The organism is Pseudomonas sp. (assembly GCF_046581935.1).
Taxonomy (GTDB): domain Bacteria; phylum Pseudomonadota; class Gammaproteobacteria; order Pseudomonadales; family Pseudomonadaceae; genus Aquipseudomonas.
Window position 1 is genome coordinate 126967 of sequence record NZ_JAYGFK010000014.1, and the last position, 17573, is coordinate 144539.

Consider the following 17573-nt stretch of genomic DNA (forward strand, 5'->3'; position numbering starts at 1 on the left):
CGTGCGATTCAGCACGCGGCGTAACCCACCATCGGCGCAACACGTTCGATTGCCTGGTGGGTTACGCGCCGCTCCGTTATCGCAATTGGCTTATCGAACGGTGTTCGGCGTCGCTAACCCACCCTACGTGTTGGTGGTGTTATGACTAGCGCCCAACGCCTGACTCTGCTGATGTGCGCTGCAGAAGCCTTAGGCATGGCGGGCTTTGCATTGTTTGCCGCGTTGCTGCCGGACTTTCAGGCGCTATGGGGGCTGAGTAACACTCAGGCCGGCTGGATCGGTGGCGGTTTTTTCCTCGGCTATATGGTGGCGGTGCCGATCCTTACCGGGCTGACTGATAAATACGATGCACGGCTGATTTACCTCGCCGCGATGCTGTTAACCGCGGTGGCCAATGCCTGTTTCGTGTTTGCTGATGGCTTCTATTCGGCGCTTGCCTGGCGAGTGTTGGCGGGCATCGGCTTGGCCGGCACCTATATGCCGGGGCTCAGGGCATTGTCTGAGCGCATCGAGGGGCCGGCGCAGACCCGCGCAGTGGCCTTCTATACGGCGAGTTTTGGTCTGGGCACGGCGCTGTCATTTATCCTCGCTGGCGAGCTGGCCAAGTTGGCTGGCTGGCAGCTGCCAACTCTGCTCAGCGGCGTGTGCGCGTTGTTGGCTTGGGCCATGGTCTATTGGGGCTTGCCGCCCAAGGCAGTGGTGCAACATGCCTCGCGCAAATTACTGGATCTGGCTCCGCTGAAGAGCCGTGCGGTTGTGGCTTATTGCCTGGCCTATGCCATGCATAACCTTGAACTGTTTGCCCTGCGCGCTTGGGTGGTGGCCTTTGTGGTGTTTTCCGGGCAGTTGCAGGGCAGTGATCCTTGGCTTTCGGGTACTTCGGTGGGGATGCTGGTGACGCTGATCGGCATGCCCGCGAGCGTCTTCGGCAACGAGTTGGCGTTGCGTTTCGGCCGGCAACGTTGGCTGATTGCGGTAATGCTCAGCTCGGCCGCGTTGGCTGTGTTTATAGGCCTTAGTGCGGCCTTGCCGTTCTGGTTGATGCTGGTATTGGTGCTGCTCTACAGCATCGCCGTGACGGCCGACTCGTCGTCCCTGACTGCTGGTCTGATCGCGGTTGCACCGGCCAGCCATCGCGGCGCGGCCATGGCGCTGTATTCCTGCACCGGCTTTAGCGGCGCCTTTCTCGGCCCGCTGCTGTTTGGCATCAGTCTGGATATGTTGGGTGACAAGAGCCTGCTCGGCTGGTGGGCCGCGTTTGCGCTGATGGGGCTGTTGCTGCTGATCGGGCCGTTGGCGCTCTGGTGGGCGGGAAGGGCGCAGCCCAACAGTGCCCAGTTGCAGCGTGCACAGACGTTATAACGCCAAATCTTGTCGCGGCTAAAGCCCCTCCCACGGATATGCACTGGCTGTGGGAGGGGCTTTAGCCGCGATGTGCAGTTCGTAGGGTGGGTTAGCCGCCTACCGCGTTTGTTAGGCGTCACGAGGTTTAGGCGCGGCGTAACCCACCATTGGTGCAACGTGTTCGATTGTCTGGTGGGTTACGCGCCGCGCTGCTATCGAAGTTGGATTATCGAGCGGTGTTCGGCGTCGCTAACCCACCCTACGAGGCATCGTTCTCCCGCGTTTTAGCCGCGATATATTGCCCGTAGCCCGGATGCAATCCGGGGAAGTCGTGCCTCCCATGTCCCGGATTACATCCGGGCTACAACACTGCTCAATCCAGCGGCAACTCAGTGGTGCGCTTAACCTCGCTCATGGCGATATGCGAGTGCGCTTCGTGTACGTGCGGGCGTTGCAGCAGGTGGTCACGCAGAAAGCGTTCGTAGCTGGCGATGTCCTTGGCCACCACCTTGAGCAGGTAATCCGAGCCGCCGGCCATGGTGAAACACTCCAGCACCTCGGGGTAACCGACCACTGCCTGCTCAAACTCTTCTAGGTTGCTGCGGCCATGGGCCGAGAGTTTGATATCGACAAACACCGTGATGCTAAAGCCCAGTTGTTTGTGGCTGAGCAGGGCGACCTTGCGCTCGATGATGCCTTCTTCCTGCATGCGGTGAATGCGCCGCCAACAGGGTGATTGCGACAACTCAACCTTCTCGGCGACCTCGGCCGCTGAGAGGTCGGCGTTGTGTTGCAGCAGGCGAAGAATCTTGCGGTCGATGGGGCTGAGCTTTTCTTGCATGATTGTTTCCGGATTTTTGTATTTGTTGGAAAGGTCATGCGCAATATTGGCTTTTCATCAGCGAATTAGAAAGAAATTATCCAGGCGCTCCGTTCATATTCTTAGCCGTGCGCCTCGCGTGGTGATCCCACGCTAGGCTTAGAGAGGTGGCATTAACCGTAGCCACCTCAGCTCGCCAAAATAATAAAAGGAGCGCCCTAATGTCTCTGGCCGAGATCCGCCTGGATGACAAGTACCGCCTTGCTACCGGTCACCTCTACCTGACCGGCACCCAGGCGCTGACCCGCTTGCCGATGCTGCAGAAGCAACGCGACGCAGCCCATGGCCTGAATACCGCGTGCTTTATTTCTGGCTACCGTGGCTCGCCGCTGGGCAACCTCGACAAGAGCCTGTGGGACGCCAAGCAGTACCTCAAGGACAACCACATTCACTTCCAACCGGGCGTCAATGAAGAGTTGGCCGCTACCTCGGTGTGGGGCAGCCAGCAAACCAGCCTGTTTCCCGGTGCGCGCTACGATGGCGTGTTCGCCATGTGGTACGGCAAGGGGCCAGGCGTGGACCGCTGCGGTGATGTGTTCAAACACGGCAACTCGGCCGGGGTATCCGAGCATGGCGGCGTATTGCTGCTGGCCGGCGACGACCATGGCTGTAAATCCTCGAGCATCGCCAACCAGAGCGAACACGCGTTTATCGCAGCGTCGATCCCGGTGCTCAACCCGGCCAACGTTCAGGAAATTCTAGACTACGGCATCATCGGCTGGGAGCTGTCGCGCTACAGCGGTTGCTGGGTGGCGCTGAAAACCATCGCCGAAAACGTCGACTCTTCTGCCGTGGTAGATGTCGACCCGCTACGCATGCAAGTGAAAGCCCCCGAGGATTTCCAGCTGCCGGAAGACGGCGTGTATATCCGCTGGCCGGACCCACCCCTGGCCCAGGAAGCGCGGCTCAATACTTACAAGATCTACGCCGCCCGCGCCTTTGCGCTGGCCAATAACCTCAACCAGATCAAGCTCGATTCGCCCAATCCACGTCTGGGCATTATCACCACCGGCAAGTCCTATCTGGATGTGCGCCAAGCCCTGGATGATCTCGGCCTGGATGACGCCTTGTGCGCCCAAGTGGGCCTGCGCGTGTTCAAGGTCGGTATGAGCTGGCCGCTGGAGCCGGTGTCGGTGCATGAGTTTGCCGAAGGGTTGGACGAGATTCTGGTGGTCGAGGAAAAGCGCGGCATCATTGAAGACCAGCTCACAGGCCAGCTGTACAACTGGCCGGTGGGCAAGCGTCCGGTAGTCGTGGGCGAGTTCGATGAGTCCGGCCATTCTCTGCTGCCGAACCTGTCCGAGCTGACCCCGGCGATGATCGCCCGTGCGATCGCCAAGCGCCTCGCACCGATCTACAGCAGCCCGCAGATCGAAGAACGTCTGGCCTTTCTCGCGGCCAAGGAAGCTTCCCTGGCAGCACCGAAGCACACCACCGTGCGCACCCCGCATTTCTGCTCGGGTTGCCCGCACAATACCTCGACCAAACTGCCGGAAGGCAGCCGCGCGCAAGGCGGTATCGGTTGCCATTACATGACCCAGTGGATGGACCGCAACACCGACACCTTTACCCAGATGGGTGGCGAGGGAGCAACCTGGATCGGCCAGGCGCCGTTTACCGACACGCCGCATATCTTCCAGAACCTCGGTGACGGCACCTACTTCCACTCCGGTCAGTTGGCCCTGCGCGCGGCCGTGGCTGCCGGGGTGAATATCACCTACAAGATTCTCTACAACGACGCCGTGGCCATGACCGGCGGCCAGCCCATCGACGGTGAACTGCGCGTCGATCAGTTGAGCCAGCAGGTTTACGCCGAAGGGGTGAAACGCATCGCCCTGGTCACCGACGAGCCGGAGAAATACCCGACTCGTAGCACCTTTGCGCCCATCGTTACTTTCCATCATCGCCGCGATCTGGATGCGGTGCAGCGTGAGTTGCGCGAGTTCAAGGGTTGCTCGGTGATCATCTATGACCAGACCTGCGCCACCGAGAAACGCCGTCGGCGCAAGCGCGGCAAACTGGTCGATCCGCAGAAGCGCGCCTTTATCAACCCGGCGGTGTGCGAGGGCTGTGGCGACTGCAGCGTGAAATCCAACTGCCTGTCGGTGCTGCCGCTGGAAACCGAGCTGGGGCGCAAGCGCGAGATTGATCAAAATGCCTGCAATAAGGATTTCAGCTGTGTTGAAGGCTTTTGCCCCAGCTTTGTCACCGTGCATGGTGGTGAGTTACGCAAGCCCGGCGCGGTTGGCCAAGGGGCGTTGTTTGTCGCCTTGCCAGAGCCTAAACAACCCAGCTTGACGCGTCCCTGGAATATCCTTTTACCGGGTGTTGGTGGCAGCGGGGTGACCACGGTTGGCGCATTGCTGGGCATGGCTGCGCACAGTGAAGGCAAGGGCTGCAGCGTGCTCGATCAGGCCGGCCTGGCGCAGAAGTTCGGGCCGGTGATCACCCACATCCGCATCGCGGCCAAGCAGGACGATATCTTCGCCGTACGTATCGCTGCAGGTGAGGCTGACCTTTTGTTGGGCTGTGACTTGGTGGTGTCGGCCAGCGAAGAGTCGTTGGCCAAACTGAATGACAAGATCGCCCATGCGGTGGTCAACAGCCATGAGTCCGCCACCGCCGAGTTCACCCGTAACCCCGATGCCCAGGTGCCCGGCGCGGCCATGTGTGACGCGCTGATCGAAGCCGTGGGGGCGAGCAAGACTCACTTTGTCGACGCCAGCCGCCTGGCCACACGCCTACTCGGCGACAGCATCGCCACCAACCTGTTTATGCTCGGTTTTGCCTATCAGAAGGGTTTGGTGCCGGTATCCGCCGAGGCCATCGACAACGCCATCGAGCTTAATGGCGTGGCTGTGCAGCTTAATCAACAGGCGTTTCTTTGGGGGCGTCGAGCGGGGCATGATCTGCCCGCCGTGGAGCGTCTGGCTAAACCAGACGTGAGCGAAACGCCGCATTGCCAAACCTTGCAAGAGATCGTCGCTGACCGCGTTGTGCGCCTGACCGCTTACCAGAATGCCGCCTATGCTGAGCGCTACCGCGAGCAAGTGGCGCGGGTGCAACAGGTCGACAAGAGTGCTGACCAAGCACTGAGCAAAGCTGTGGCGCGCTACTACTTCAAGTTGCTGGCCTACAAGGATGAGTATGAAGTGGCGCGGCTTTACAGCGACGGCAGTTTTATCCGTCAGCTGGAAGCGCAGTTCAGCGGCGATTACCGCCTGGAGTTTCACCTAGCACCCTCTTGGTTGAGCAAGCCGGAAGTGAGTAGCGGCGAGCCGCGTAAGCGTCAGTTCGGTCCTTGGATGCTCAAGGCGTTTGGCGTGCTGGCCAGGTTCAAGTTCTTGCGCGGCACACCGCTGGACCTGTTCGGCTACAGCGCCGAACGCAAGCTGGAGCTGCAGCTGATCGACGACTACGAGCAGAACCTGGCGTATGTGCTCAAGCAGCTCAGCGCCGACAATTACCGCAGCGCTGTGGCGCTGGCTGAGTTGCCGGAGCAGATTCGTGGTTATGGTCACGTTAAGGCGCGCAGCGTTGCTAAGGTGCGCGAGCAGGCGGTGCAATTGCGTGAGCGCCTGCTGCAGCGGGAAATCACCGCTGTGCAGCTGTTCGAACCCGCCGCCTGAAGCCTAGCCCCTGTTCCCGCAAACGCGGTAGCAGGGGGCTGGCGCGGCTGGCGGGTTAGTCCAGCGTCAGCGCCAGGCTAATACCGTGCGGCTTAAAGCCCAAGGCGGCGTAGAACGCATGGGCTGCCTCGCGGCTCTGGCTGCTGGACAGCGCCACTTTGTAGCAGCCCCAGGCGCGGGCACGTTCGATGGCTTTGCCCGTCAGTGCCTGGCCAACGCCTAGGCCGCGCGCGTTGGCATCCACCACCACGTCCTCAAGAATCGCCGAGCGCGCAAAGTTATGCGCTAGATGTTCAATCAGGTTAAGCGTGCAGGTGCCAAGCAATTTACCGTCGCGCTCAGCCACCAGTACTACTCGACTGGCCGGTAGCTCACTCAGGCGTAACGCCAGCAGCTTGGCATCCGCGCGAGGTTCTTCGGGGGCCAACTGTTGCAGTAATGTGGCCAGAGGTGCCGCATCGTTAATGCTGGCCGCCCGCAGATGGAAATCGGCAAAGGGTGAGTCCGGTAGGTGCTGTGAAGCCGCTGGGCGCATGGTGACCTCCTATGACAGTTCGTTTGCAGTATGGCGCTGGGATAGTGGCAGCCGCATGACAAAACGGTCCATCCTCGCTAAGATGCCAGCCCGCCGGGTGGCCCGCCTACCCAGCACTGGTTCCCATAGTTCAATGGATAGAATAAGCCCCTCCTAAGGGCTAGATACTGGTTCGAATCCAGTTGGGAACGCCATCTTCATTGCCGTAGGCGCTCAATCGCCTACCGCGCGCCTCTTTATCGGCTCAGCCCCTGATGCAATTGCTTCTGTCTATGCCTCGGCTACGAGTGTTTTAGCGGGCTTTCTGTGTCTCTGGAAAAGTTGAGCGCCTCAAATTTGTGCGGTAACGCTCTGTATGTGGGCGATATATGTCGGCGTTAATCCGCCGTGATCCGCCGTATTTTTATATCAATGCACCAAAAAGATTCGTTAAGGCGACATTTTGCGCTGTTTAAGTGCGATTGTGGCTGCTAAAGTGCGGCGCACTTTTTAGCCGATCTGCCCAGTGTATGGGCTCTGCAGGGATACCCATATGAGCGAATCCGTCGAGCTTTTCCTTACCCGCCTAAAACAGCGTGACCCTCACCAGCCTGAGTTTCATCAGGCTGTCGAGGAGGTGCTGCGTTCGTTGTGGCCGTTCCTTGAGGCCAATCCGCGTTATCTGCAGGCTGGCATCGTTGAACGCATGGTCGAACCGGAACGGGTGGTGATGTTTCGTGTGTCCTGGGTCGATGATGCAGGGCGTGTGCAGGTCAACCGTGGTTACCGCGTGCAGATGAACAGCGCTATTGGCCCATACAAGGGCGGCCTGCGCTTCCATCCTTCGGTCAACCTCGGTGTGCTCAAGTTCTTGGCCTTTGAGCAGGTGTTTAAGAACTCGTTGACCTCGCTGCCTATGGGCGGCGGCAAGGGTGGTTCGGACTTCGATCCGAAGGGCAAGAGCGACAACGAAGTGATGCGTTTCTGCCAAGCCTTTATGAGCGAGTTATACCGCCATATTGGTGCTGACGTGGACGTGCCTGCCGGTGATATCGGTGTGGGCGGCCGTGAGATTGGTTATATGTTTGGTCAGTACAAACGCCTGGCCAATCAGTTCACCTCGGTACTGACCGGCAAGGGCATTACCTACGGCGGCAGCCTGATTCGCCCGGAAGCCACTGGCTATGGCTGCGTGTATTTTGCCCAGGAAATGCTCAAGTGTATTAAGCGCGGCATCGACAAGCAGCGCGTGGCGATCTCTGGCTCGGGTAACGTGGCGCAGTATGCGGCGCAGAAGGTTATGGAGCTGGGTGGCACAGTGGTTTCTCTGTCGGATTCCGAGGGCACTCTGCACACGCCGGATGGCTTGACCGAGGAACAATGGCAGCACCTGATGGAGCTAAAGAACGTGCGCCGTGGTCGGCTTAGCGAAATGGCCGCGCACTTCAACCTGAACTTCCTCGTCGGTCAGCGTCCTTGGCATTTGCCATGCGACATCGCTCTGCCGTGTGCCACGCAAAACGAGCTGGATGTTGAAGACGCTCGGGCTTTGCTGAGCAACGGCTGCTTCTGCGTAGCCGAGGGCGCCAATATGCCGTCGACTCTGCAAGCCGTGGACCTGTTTATCGAGGCGGGTATCTGTTTCGCGCCAGGTAAAGCCTCGAATGCCGGTGGCGTTGCTACTAGCGGCTTGGAAATGAGCCAGAACGCCATGCGCCTGAACTGGAGCGCCGGTGAAGTGGACGAACGCCTGCACAGCATCATGCAAAACATCCACAGTGCCTGTGTGCGTTACGGTGAAGAGAACGGCCGGATCAACTACGTCAAAGGTGCCAATATCGCCGGCTTTGTCAAAGTTGCCGATGCCATGTTGGCGCAGGGTGTGGTTTAACCCTTACGGGTTTACTGTTCTATGCCGCAATAAAAAATACCCGCGCAATGCGGGCATTTTTTTGACCCTGATCTACAGCTCGGAGCGGGTGCAGAGCTCACTACATTGTCAGGCGAGGTTTGTTTCGCTCGGGACGCTGGTGAGAGGGGCTGTGTTCCTGACCAGTATTAGCAAGGCGACTGACGGGTGAGTGGATTGATTGATGTCCGCTTGCGCTGGTTGCTTTGGCGGTAGCCGTGAGTTTGGCTTAGGCGACCTTATTCAGAAGGATGATGGTACGCAGGCAAGATAATTTCCCCGGCTACACTGGCCCCATCAATCACAGCACCGAAGGCAGCTTTCCTATGCAAAATCGCATGATGATCACCGGCGCAGGTTCGGGTTTGGGGCGTGAAATTGCCCTGCGTTGGGCGCGTGAGGGTTGGCAGTTAGCGCTGTCGGATGTCAATGAACCTGGCCTGGTGGAAACGCTAAAGCTGGTTCGCGAGGCGGGGGGTGATGGTTTCACCCAGCGTTGTGACGTACGCGACTACAGCCAACTCACTGCTTTGGCTCAGGCCTGTGAGGAAAAGCTCGGCGGCATTGATGTGATCGTTAATAACGCCGGCGTTGCCTCTGGCGGTTTTTTCAGTGAGTTGTCGCTGGAGGATTGGGACTGGCAGATCGCGATCAACTTGATGGGGGTGGTCAAGGGTTGCAAAGCCTTCCTGCCGCTGCTGGAAAAAAGCAAAGGCAAGATCGTTAATGTCGCCTCTATGGCCGCGTTGATGCAGGGCCCCGCGATGAGCAACTACAACGTCGCCAAGGCCGGTGTGGTGGCGTTATCGGAAAGCCTGTTGATCGAGCTGAAGATGCTTGAAGTGGGCGTGCATGTGGTCTGCCCGTCGTTCTTTCAGACCAATCTGCTGGACTCCTTCCGGGGGCCGACGCCAGCCATGAAGGCGCAGGTCGGCAAGCTGCTGGAAAGTTCGCCGATCAGCGCCGCGGATATTGCCGATTACATTTACCAAGAAATCGACAAAGGCGAGTTTATGATTCTGCCCCACGAGCAAGGCCGTATGGCCTGGGCGTTGAAGCAGAAAAACCCGCAGTTGTTGTACAACGAAATGACCACCATGGCTGACAAGATGCGCACGCCTCGCAGCAAGTAATAACCTGCTGGTGCTGAGCGTTTGTTGATTTAGCGGTCAGCTTAATGGCAGTTAGGACTTGCCTGCTATGAGCTTGCGCTCTAAGGTTCGCGGTCATGCCGGCATTGCCGCGAACTGATGGATTTACTGTGAAATCTCTCCCCCGGGGCATGTTGTTGCTGGCCCTGATCCTGGCTGCAATCAACCTGCGGCCAGGCATCACTTCCCTCGCTCCGCTGATCGAACGGATTGCTACCGAACTGGCCCTAAGCCGTAGCCTGATCAGCCTTACTACAGCCTTGCCCGTGTTGTGCATGGGCCTACTTGCGCCTTTCGCGCCGCGCTTGGCGGTACGGCTGGGGTTGGAGCGCACGATTGCTCTGTGTCTGGCGTTGATCGCCGGTGCACTGTTGTTGCGTGTGCTGGCTAATGCCAGTGTGATTCTGATTGGTAGCGCCGTGTTGCTGGGTGCCGCTATTGCGGTTGCTGGGCCGCTGCTCTCAGGTTTTATCAAGCGCCATTTTGCTGGGCGCATGGGCAGTGTGGTCGGCTGGTATTCGCTGAGTATGGCCATTGGCGGTGCTGGCGGCGCGGTATTAACCTTGCCGGCCTTGAGGTGGCTAGGGGATGACTGGACATTTGGCCTGGCGATCTGGGCATTGCCAGCGCTGCTGGCGTTGCTGCTTTGGCTGTGTTTGCCTAACCGCGTTGAAGCTGAAACTGGGGTGGCCGGTGCAGGCTTGCCTTGGCGCAATCCGCGCGCCTGGTTGATCAGTGCGTTCTTTGCTATTCAGGCTGGATTGTTTTATGCCCTGGCGACCTGGGCCGTGGCGCGTTATCACGAGGCCGGGTTGAGTCTGATGCACAGCAATAGTCTGTTCAGTGTGTCGATGCTGATGGGCTTGCCCAGCTCCTTTTTACTGCCTTGGTTGGCGCAGCGTTTCCAGAACCGCTATGTGCTGTTGATGGGCTGTGGGTTGTTGTCAGCGGTCAGTCTGGCAATGATCACGTTCCAGCCCACGGTATTGCCCGATTTGTGGGCGGTTTGCATTGGCTTCGGCTTGGGCGGCTCCTTTTCCTTGTCATTGGTACTGCCGCTGTATGAGGCGGGTTCGCCTCTGGCGGTCAGCCGCTGGACGGCGATGATGCTCTGTATGGGCTACAGCCTGGCTTGCCTGACGCCGGTATTGACTGGCTTGGCGCGGGATTTGGCCGGCAGTTATCAGTTACCGTTCATGGTGCTCACGGCGCTAGCGTTGGTGATGACGTTGCTCGCCTGGATGATGCGTAAAGGGCCAGCACGTAGCCACGCCGGAGGCTGAGCGAGTGTACCGGGCTAGGGTCTGTTGCTGTTTCATCGCGAGCCGCGATTGAAACGGCAACAGACCCTAGCTGATAGCGCTTATTTAGCGGCAGTTCCTTCCTTGGTCTCTGAGGCTGTGATAGAAGGCAGCCTTGATTTGTTGGAGTGCCTGCGTGGAGTCCGAATCCATTGTTTATGGTTGTATCCGAGACTGGCCATCGGATAGTCCGACGGAAAGCCGTTTGCGTCGTACAAGCAACCGGCAGGTACTTGATGAGCTGCCGGCGGGCGATGCCTGGAGCTTCCTCGGGCGGGAGATGTTTGCCTGTTGTGAGCAGCCGGGCGATGGTCTTTACCAGACTCAGGTGATCCACTTTGGGGCCAGCTACCGCACGGTTGAGTATGAATGGAGCTTGTGGATCAAGCAGTTCGAGGCGTTACTCAAGCGCCTGTACTGGGCCAGTGCGGTGGTGCATTTGGAAACCGAGATGAACGGTACGCACACCTTCCGTTGGGAGTCAGACAGCGGTTTTCATAGCCCGCAGGAAGGTGAGTTGCGCGTGCGCTGTGCTTGGGAGCGCGAGGGCGGCTTACGTGGCTAGTCCGAGCTTCAATCTAGGCCGGCGCTTACTCTTCCAGCTCCAGTGCATCCAGCCATTCCTTGGGCACGTCGCGTTTTAGCGCCAGCTGGCACTGTTGGCTTTCTGCATCGAAAACAATCACCGCCTGGCCTTTGGCCAGGGCATGGCGGACTCGTTCAATACGGGTTTGTAGCGGGGTTTCGTCGCCATTGTCGGTGCCGTCGCGGGTGACGAAGTCTTCAATCAGGCGGGTCAGGGTGTCAGCTTCGAGCAGGTTGTAGGGGATCAGCACGGTAGGGCCTCCAGAGCGCAGCGGCAATGCTAGCAGGCTGTTGGCAAACTACCTACGTGGACGGGCCTGCCAACGCGCTGCGCTGGCCGACCATAGTTACCGCACGCTTACTGGCTGGGCGGTTTTGCCGGTGGCAGGTAGCTCTCCAGGGTGCTGTACAGTTTGCCGCTGTCCAGCGGTTTGCCAAGGAAGTCATTCATCCCCGATTCAACCCCGTGTTGCCGGTGTTCATCGAGGATATGCGCGGTCAGGGCGATGATCGGCACTGCCGGCAGCTTGTGCTGGCGCTCCAAGCGGCGGATCTGCCGGGTGGCTTCAAAGCCATCCATTTCCGGCATTTCGCAGTCCATCAGGATCAGCTGCGTAGCACTTGGATCGCGCTGGTATTCGTTGAGCGCAGCTAGACCGTTGGTTACTAAACGCACGTTATAGCCGCGCTTCTTCAGAAAGCCTTGCACCACCAGTTGGTTCACAGCGTTGTCTTCGGCTACCAGAATGCAGGGCGCGCTGCCTGTCTCGGTGCGCGGTTGTGGCAAGGGTTGGATTTCTGCAGGGCGTGGATCTTCATAAAGTTCCAGCAGGGCGCTGCGTAGGGCGTTGATCGCTATCGGCTGTGGCAGCGCCACTAGACGCAGGCCTGTGGCAGCTGGCAGTTGCTGGCATTGCTCCGGCGTGCACAGCAGCAGTACGCGTTGCCCCGGCTGCAGTTGGGGGCGTAGTGAGTCTAGCCAATGCTGAATATTGCCCGGCCAGGGCGTCATGAGGATCAGCAGCGGTGGTGCGGCAAAGTCTTCTAGGTAACCCTGTAAGGATTCTGGGACCTGGCAGCGATCAGTGCGCATGCCCCAGCGCCCCAGCAGGCGACTTAGGGCATCCAGGCCTAGGCCATCAAGGGAGGTAAGCAATGCAGTACGGCCCTTGAGCAGGTCGTGCAGCGGATCGACGGGGAGGGGGTCATCCGCTTGCGGAATATCAAAGGCAAAGCGCGTGCCTTGCCCTGGTGTGCTCTGTACTTCGATGCGTCCGCCCATCATTTCCACCAATTCTTTACTGATTGCCAAGCCCAAGCCGCTGCCACCATAGCGGCGAGTTGTGCTGGAGTCGCCCTGGGCGAAGGATTCGAACAGCTTCGTCAGCGTTTGGTCACTGATGCCGATACCGCTATCGCTGATGGCGAAGACTAGATGCGGATTGCCTTGGGAGTCATTACGGCGGCAGACATTCAGTGCCACGTGGCCTTCGGCGGTGAACTTCAGGGCGTTGCTCAGCAGGTTCATCAGCACTTGCTTAAGCCGGGTTGGGTCGCCCTGAATACGGCGCGGTACGCCGCTTTCGAGGCTGACATAGAGACGCAAACGCTTGCCCAGAGCCTGACTGGTGAACAGGCTAAGCGTATCGGAAATCAGCTCTTCCAGGTCGTACTCGATATGTTCCAGGCTGAGCTTGCCCGACTCGATACGGGCGTAATCAAGGATGTCGTTGATCACGGTCATCAGCGAGCTACCGGAGCTGGAAATGGTATCGACATAGAAACGTTGGCTGCGGTCCAGCGGGGTTTCCTTGAGCAGTTGCAGCATGCCCAGCACACCATTCAGCGGTGTGCGGATCTCGTGGCTCATCTTGGCCAAGAAACGGCTCTTGGCGAGGTTTTCAATTTCTGCTTGCTCGGCGGCGCGACGTGACTGGAAGCCTTCTTCCTTAAGCAGGTTGATACGGTCTGCCAGGCCGATGGAGAGGGTGATCAGCTCAATGGTCACACCGATCTTCACAGCGGTAGCACCATATAACCCAAATACCTCTACGCCTAGCGAGCCGGTAGTGGCCTGGATAAACGCGAACAGCAGGATGGCCCAGGCCAGGGTGTAGTAAGAGCCGTAGCGCACACCACGACGCCAGATATACAGACCGGTGAGCAGCAATGTCAGGGAAACCAGCGATACCGTGACACTGGCCAGGATGTTCCAGGCGGCAAAGCCAATCAGTGGCATCGATAGCAGACAGCCGGCGCAGGCCAGCATCAACAGGCGCAGGCCGGTATCCAAACGCGGGAAATACTGTGGAGCATGCAGAAAGTGCCGGCTGAACTGGATGGCCGCCAGGCAGTGCAGGTACATCAGGATGTAGATGCTTACCGATTGGAATGCCACATGTTCAGGCAGTAGTTTGAATAGCATGCCATCGAAACAGGCGGCCAGCAGGCCAACGTTGAGGTTGTAGGCCAGGTACCAAAGGTAGGCGTACTCGCGTAGTGACAGGAACAAGAACAGGTTGTAGCAGAACATCGCGAACAGCACGCCGTAGAACGCGCCATTGAAACCCATGAGGTTTTCCTGGGCTGCTGCGCTGGCTTGGTAGGTGCTGAAGAACACGGACATTAAGATGGTGCTGGTGGTTTTAACGCGGATCAGCAGCGTGCTTTCGCCGGGGTTAAGTTCTAGCGGAAACCAGAAATTGCGCACCTGTACCGGGCGTTGGGAGAAGGCATAGCTGTCACCGCTTTCTTGCATCTGCCAGTGGCCGTCGGCGGCGGCCAGATACACCTGCAGGTGATCAAGCAGTGGGTAGTTGACCTCCAGATAGCCCGCCAGGTTTTGCGCCAAACTGTTGTTCAGGCGGACTTTGAACCACCAGACCGAATCATTTTTACCGAGGTTGGCGTGCGGACCATGTACGGGGGTAAAGCGTTCATCGGCCACGGCAGCGACCTGCTCGATGCTCATGTCGCCCTTGGGGTCTTGCAGATAGGCCATCGATGGCCCGAGTGACAGGCGCAAATTGTCGCTATCGAGGGTGGCAGGCAATAGCGCCCACGCTGGCCCGCATAGCCAGAACAGTACCAATGCCAGCCAAAATCGAGGCATCCATTAACCCCATCGTTTTTATCTGGAGCCGATCCAGCTCCTGCGCAGTGCTGCCACTTTGCCCGGATGCGCGCAGGCCTTCAAGCCTCCTTGTCACGTGGGCGTAACAAGCTGTCGACGCTTGGCAGGCGAGTATCGCTGGCCATCTGCGCATCGTGCTCCAGTTGGTGGCTGAAACGCTCCAGCGAACCTTGCGCGGGCTGGGCATCACTGGCAAATACGGGGGGGCTCAGCAGGTACGCGGTGAGCAATTGACCAAGAGCTTTTAGGCTGTCGATATGGGTGCGCTCATAGCCGTGGGTTGCGTCGCAACCAAAGGCCAGTAGGGCGGTGCGGATATCGTGACCTGCTGTCACCGCAGACTGTGCGTCGCTATGGTAGTAACGGAACAGGTCACGGCGCACCGGCACCTCATGCTCTTCGGCCAGGCGCAGCAACTGGCGTGACAGGTGATAGTCGTAAGGGCCGCCGGAATCCTGCATGGCCACGCTGACGGTGTGTTCGCTGGATTGCTGGCCGGGTGCAACCGGGGCGATGTCGATGCCAACGAACTCGCTGACGTCCCATGGCAGGGCGGCCGCAGCACCGGAGCCGACTTCCTCGGTAATGGTAAACAGCGGGTGGCAGTCGATTTCCGGTTCGATGCCACTTTCCTTAATGGCCTTCAGTGCCGTGAGCAAAGCGGCGACGCCGGCTTTGTCATCCAGGTGACGAGCGCTGATATGGCCGCTTTCGGTGAACTCCGGTAGCGGGTCGAAGGCCACGAAGTCACCCACCGAAATACCGAGGGATTGGCAGTCAGCGCGGGTGCTGCAGTAGGCGTCGAGGCGCAGCTCGACGTGGTCCCAGCTAATCGGTAGCTCATCCACGGCGGTGTTGAAGGCGTGACCGGAGGCCATCAACGGCAGGACGCTGCCGCGAATAACGCCGTGGTCGGTAAATACGCTGACGCGACTGCCTTCGGCGAAGCGGCTTGACCAGCAGCCGACTGCGGCCAGGCCCAGGCGGCCGTTGTCCTGCAGTTCGCGGACAATGGCGCCAATGGTGTCGAGGTGTGCTGATACCGCGCGGTCGGGGCTGCTCTGTTTGCCTTTGAGGGTGCCGCGAATCGTGCCACGGCGGGTCATCTCGAAGGGGATGCCGATTTCTTCCAGGCGCTCGGCCACATACCGCACGATGGTGTCGGTGAAGCCGGTTGGGCTGGGAATGGCGAGCATTTCCAGAAGTACTTTCTGCATGTAGGCGAGGTCGAGTTCGGGGAGTTGTTGCATGGAATCTCCTGAGCGCGTGCAGTTTATGGCTGGGCGGCGCAGCCAAGGCGGTAACTGGGCTGGCACTTGGTCTGCGACGCCTAGTTCAACGCGGATGTCAGTCGGACACCCGACTGAGTGGGAAAAGCAGGTCGATAAAGCGTTCGGCGGTGGGCTGCGGCTTGTGGTTGGCCAGCCCGGCGCGTTCGTTGGCTTCGATAAATACGTAGTCAGGCTGATCGGCGGCGGGCACTAGTAGATCAAGGCCGACCACTGGGATGTCCAGCGCTCGCGCTGCTTTGACGGCGGCATCAGCGAGTACCGGGTGGAGGATCTCGGTGACATCTTCCAGGCTGCCGCCGGTGTGCAGGTTGGCGGTTTTGCGTACAGCCAGATGCTGGCCGGCCGGCAGAACGCTGTCGTAGTCCACGCCAGCAGCGTGCAGGGTGCGCAGGGTTTCGGCGTCTTTCGGGATGCGGCTTTCACCTTCGGTGGCGGCTTGCCGACGACGGCTTTGCGCATCAATTAGTTCGCCGATGCTGTGTTGGCCATCGCCGACCACTTCGGCTGGGCGGCGAATGGCCGCGGCCACCACAGCAAAGCCAATCACCAGAATGCGCAGGTCACAGCCAGGGTGAAAGCTCTCCAGCAACACGCGGCTGTCGAAGGTACTGGCGCGCTCAATGGCATCTTGCACGTCCAATGACGTGCGCAGGTCCACTGCTACGCCCTGGCCTTGTTCGCCATCGACCGGTTTGACCACCAGGCTGCCATGCTCGGCCAGAAATGCCGCATTTTCCTCGGCGTTACCGGCCAGGCGCTGGGCCGGCAAGTGCAGGCCAGCTTGGGCCAGGGCGCGGTGGGTCAGGCGTTTGTCCTGGCAGAGGGTCATGCTCACAGCGCTGGTCAGGTCGGTCAGTGATTCGCGGCAGCGAATGCGTCGACCGCCATGGTTCAGGGTAAATAAGCCAGCGTCGGCGTCGTCGACCTGCACCTCAATGCCGCGCCGCAGGGCCTCATCGACGATGATCCGCGCGTACGGGTTCATCGGTGTATGCGGGCCTGGGCCGATAAACAGGGCTTCGTTGATGCCGTTCTTGCGCTTGACGCTGAAGGTTTGCAATTCGCGAAAGCCCAGCTTGGCGTAAAGCCCTTTGGCCTGGTCGTTGTCATGCAGCACGGACAGGTCGAGATGACTCAGGCCACGGCTCATAAAATGCTCGATCAGATGGCGTACCAGCACCTCACCAACCCCTGGCCGGCTGCAGCGTGGATCGACTGCCAGGCACCAGAGGCTGCTGCCGTGGTCCGGGTCCTTGTAGGCTTTGTGGTGGTTGAGGCCCATGACGCTGCCAATCACCGCGCCGCTGTCCTCGTCCTCTGCCAGCCAATACACCGGCCCACCGAGATGGCGCGGGGTGAGCTTGCTGGGGTCGATTGGCAGCATGCCGCGCAATTGGTACAGGGTGTTGATGGCCTGCCAATCCTTGTCATTTTGCGCGCGCCGCACCCGATAGCCGCGAAAGCCTCGGCGGGCCTGGCGGTAGTCGCTGAACCAGAGGCGCAGGGTGTCGGACGGATCAAGGAACAGTTGCTGCGGCGCCTGCGCCAACACTTGGTGCGGCGCGGCGACATACAGGGCGATATCGCGCTCGCCAGATTGCTCGGTGAGCAAATCGCTGGCCAGGGCGCTGGCATCTGGATACGTGTGCCCGAGCAGCAGGCGGCCCCAGCCACAGTGCACGGCCTTCGGCTGGCCCGGTTGGCTGCCTGGCGTTTCGGCAAGGCGGGCTTGCAGGCGCTCGTAGGAGGGCGTTTGGCCGCGTAACAGGCGTTGGTTGATGGCAGTTGCGCGCATGGGGATGTCTCTCGTCCTCTATCTCTACGCCCGTTCTGTG

General features: G+C 59.5%; 12 protein-coding genes and 1 tRNA gene. 7 read left to right on the forward strand and 6 right to left on the reverse strand.

Annotation, left to right across the window (positions count from 1 at the left end):
- Positions 1–141: 141 nt before the first annotated feature.
- Positions 142–1362 carry an MFS transporter gene (locus VCA57_RS11425; RefSeq protein ID WP_411185142.1) on the forward strand — a complete coding sequence of 407 codons (1221 nt, stop codon included), beginning with the start codon at positions 142–144 and terminating at the stop codon, positions 1360–1362.
- A 355-nt stretch (positions 1363–1717) separates the two neighbouring features.
- On the opposite strand, the gene VCA57_RS11430 is transcribed toward VCA57_RS11425, so the two are convergent.
- On the reverse strand, positions 1718–2185 hold the full coding sequence (locus tag VCA57_RS11430) for an Lrp/AsnC family transcriptional regulator (RefSeq protein WP_411185143.1): 468 nt from the start codon (positions 2183–2185) through the stop codon (positions 1718–1720).
- A gap of 200 nt (positions 2186–2385) precedes the next feature.
- Between VCA57_RS11430 and VCA57_RS11435 the strand changes: the two genes are divergently transcribed.
- Positions 2386–5853, forward strand: coding sequence for an indolepyruvate ferredoxin oxidoreductase family protein (locus tag VCA57_RS11435; protein ID WP_411185144.1), 3468 nt, complete (start codon positions 2386–2388; stop codon positions 5851–5853).
- A 55-nt stretch (positions 5854–5908) separates the two neighbouring features.
- On the opposite strand, the gene VCA57_RS11440 is transcribed toward VCA57_RS11435, so the two are convergent.
- The gene (locus VCA57_RS11440; protein WP_411185145.1) at positions 5909–6388 is read right to left on the reverse strand and encodes a GNAT family N-acetyltransferase; all 480 of its coding nucleotides are present in this window, start codon (positions 6386–6388) and stop codon (positions 5909–5911) included.
- Between the two features lie 119 nt (positions 6389–6507).
- On the opposite strand from VCA57_RS11440, the gene VCA57_RS11445 reads away from it, so the two are divergent.
- The 5 genes from VCA57_RS11445 to VCA57_RS11465 all read left to right on the forward strand — a co-directional run bounded on the left by VCA57_RS11445 (position 6508) and on the right by VCA57_RS11465 (position 11293).
- Positions 6508–6582 (forward strand) — tRNA-Arg (locus VCA57_RS11445).
- A 338-nt stretch (positions 6583–6920) separates the two neighbouring features.
- Positions 6921–8258 (forward strand): NADP-specific glutamate dehydrogenase, encoded by a 1338-nt coding sequence (gene gdhA, locus VCA57_RS11450; RefSeq protein ID WP_411185146.1) that lies wholly within the window; start codon positions 6921–6923, stop codon positions 8256–8258.
- A 344-nt stretch (positions 8259–8602) separates the two neighbouring features.
- Positions 8603–9409, forward strand: a complete 807-nt coding sequence (locus tag VCA57_RS11455; protein WP_411185147.1) for an SDR family oxidoreductase — start codon at positions 8603–8605, stop codon at positions 9407–9409.
- Positions 9410–9537: 128 nt separating this feature from the next.
- Positions 9538–10710: a CynX/NimT family MFS transporter gene (locus tag VCA57_RS11460; RefSeq protein ID WP_411185148.1), complete on the forward strand. Its 1173-nt coding sequence runs from the start codon at positions 9538–9540 to the stop codon at positions 10708–10710.
- A 154-nt stretch (positions 10711–10864) separates the two neighbouring features.
- Positions 10865–11293 carry a hypothetical protein gene (locus VCA57_RS11465; protein WP_411185149.1) on the forward strand — a complete coding sequence of 143 codons (429 nt, stop codon included), beginning with the start codon at positions 10865–10867 and terminating at the stop codon, positions 11291–11293.
- 25 nt (positions 11294–11318) lie between these two features.
- Here VCA57_RS11465 and VCA57_RS11470 read toward each other — a convergent pair whose 3' ends face one another.
- The 4 genes from VCA57_RS11470 to ngg all read right to left on the reverse strand — a co-directional run bounded on the left by VCA57_RS11470 (position 11319) and on the right by ngg (position 17533).
- Positions 11319–11564 carry a YheU family protein gene (locus VCA57_RS11470; protein ID WP_411185150.1) on the reverse strand — a complete coding sequence of 82 codons (246 nt, stop codon included), beginning with the start codon at positions 11562–11564 and terminating at the stop codon, positions 11319–11321.
- A 107-nt stretch (positions 11565–11671) separates the two neighbouring features.
- Complete coding sequence (locus VCA57_RS11475) at positions 11672–14425, reverse strand: 7TM diverse intracellular signaling domain-containing protein (protein WP_411185151.1); 2754 nt, start codon at positions 14423–14425, stop codon at positions 11672–11674.
- Positions 14426–14505: 80 nt separating this feature from the next.
- Entirely contained in the window at positions 14506–15696 is a 1191-nt protein-coding gene (locus VCA57_RS11480) for an osmoprotectant NAGGN system M42 family peptidase (protein ID WP_411185152.1), read from the reverse strand.
- A gap of 97 nt (positions 15697–15793) precedes the next feature.
- Entirely contained in the window at positions 15794–17533 is a 1740-nt protein-coding gene (gene ngg / locus VCA57_RS11485; RefSeq protein ID WP_411185153.1) for an N-acetylglutaminylglutamine synthetase, read from the reverse strand.
- Positions 17534–17573: the final 40 nt, after the last annotated feature.

Excerpts from the sequence above, each read along its gene's own strand:
- VCA57_RS11425 (WP_411185142.1), top strand. The coding sequence starts at position 142 with ATGACTAGCGCCCAACGCCTGACTCTGCTGATGTGCGCTGCAGAAGCC.
- VCA57_RS11430 (WP_411185143.1), bottom strand. The coding sequence starts at position 2,185 with ATGCAAGAAAAGCTCAGCCCCATCGACCGCAAGATTCTTCGCCTGCTG.
- VCA57_RS11435 (WP_411185144.1), top strand. The coding sequence starts at position 2,386 with ATGTCTCTGGCCGAGATCCGCCTGGATGACAAGTACCGCCTTGCTACC.
- VCA57_RS11440 (WP_411185145.1), bottom strand. The coding sequence starts at position 6,388 with ATGCGCCCAGCGGCTTCACAGCACCTACCGGACTCACCCTTTGCCGAT.
- gdhA (WP_411185146.1), top strand. The coding sequence starts at position 6,921 with ATGAGCGAATCCGTCGAGCTTTTCCTTACCCGCCTAAAACAGCGTGAC.
- VCA57_RS11455 (WP_411185147.1), top strand. The coding sequence starts at position 8,603 with ATGCAAAATCGCATGATGATCACCGGCGCAGGTTCGGGTTTGGGGCGT.
- VCA57_RS11475 (WP_411185151.1), bottom strand. The coding sequence starts at position 14,425 with ATGCCTCGATTTTGGCTGGCATTGGTACTGTTCTGGCTATGCGGGCCA.
- VCA57_RS11480 (WP_411185152.1), bottom strand. The coding sequence starts at position 15,696 with ATGCAACAACTCCCCGAACTCGACCTCGCCTACATGCAGAAAGTACTT.
- ngg (WP_411185153.1), bottom strand. The coding sequence starts at position 17,533 with ATGCGCGCAACTGCCATCAACCAACGCCTGTTACGCGGCCAAACGCCC.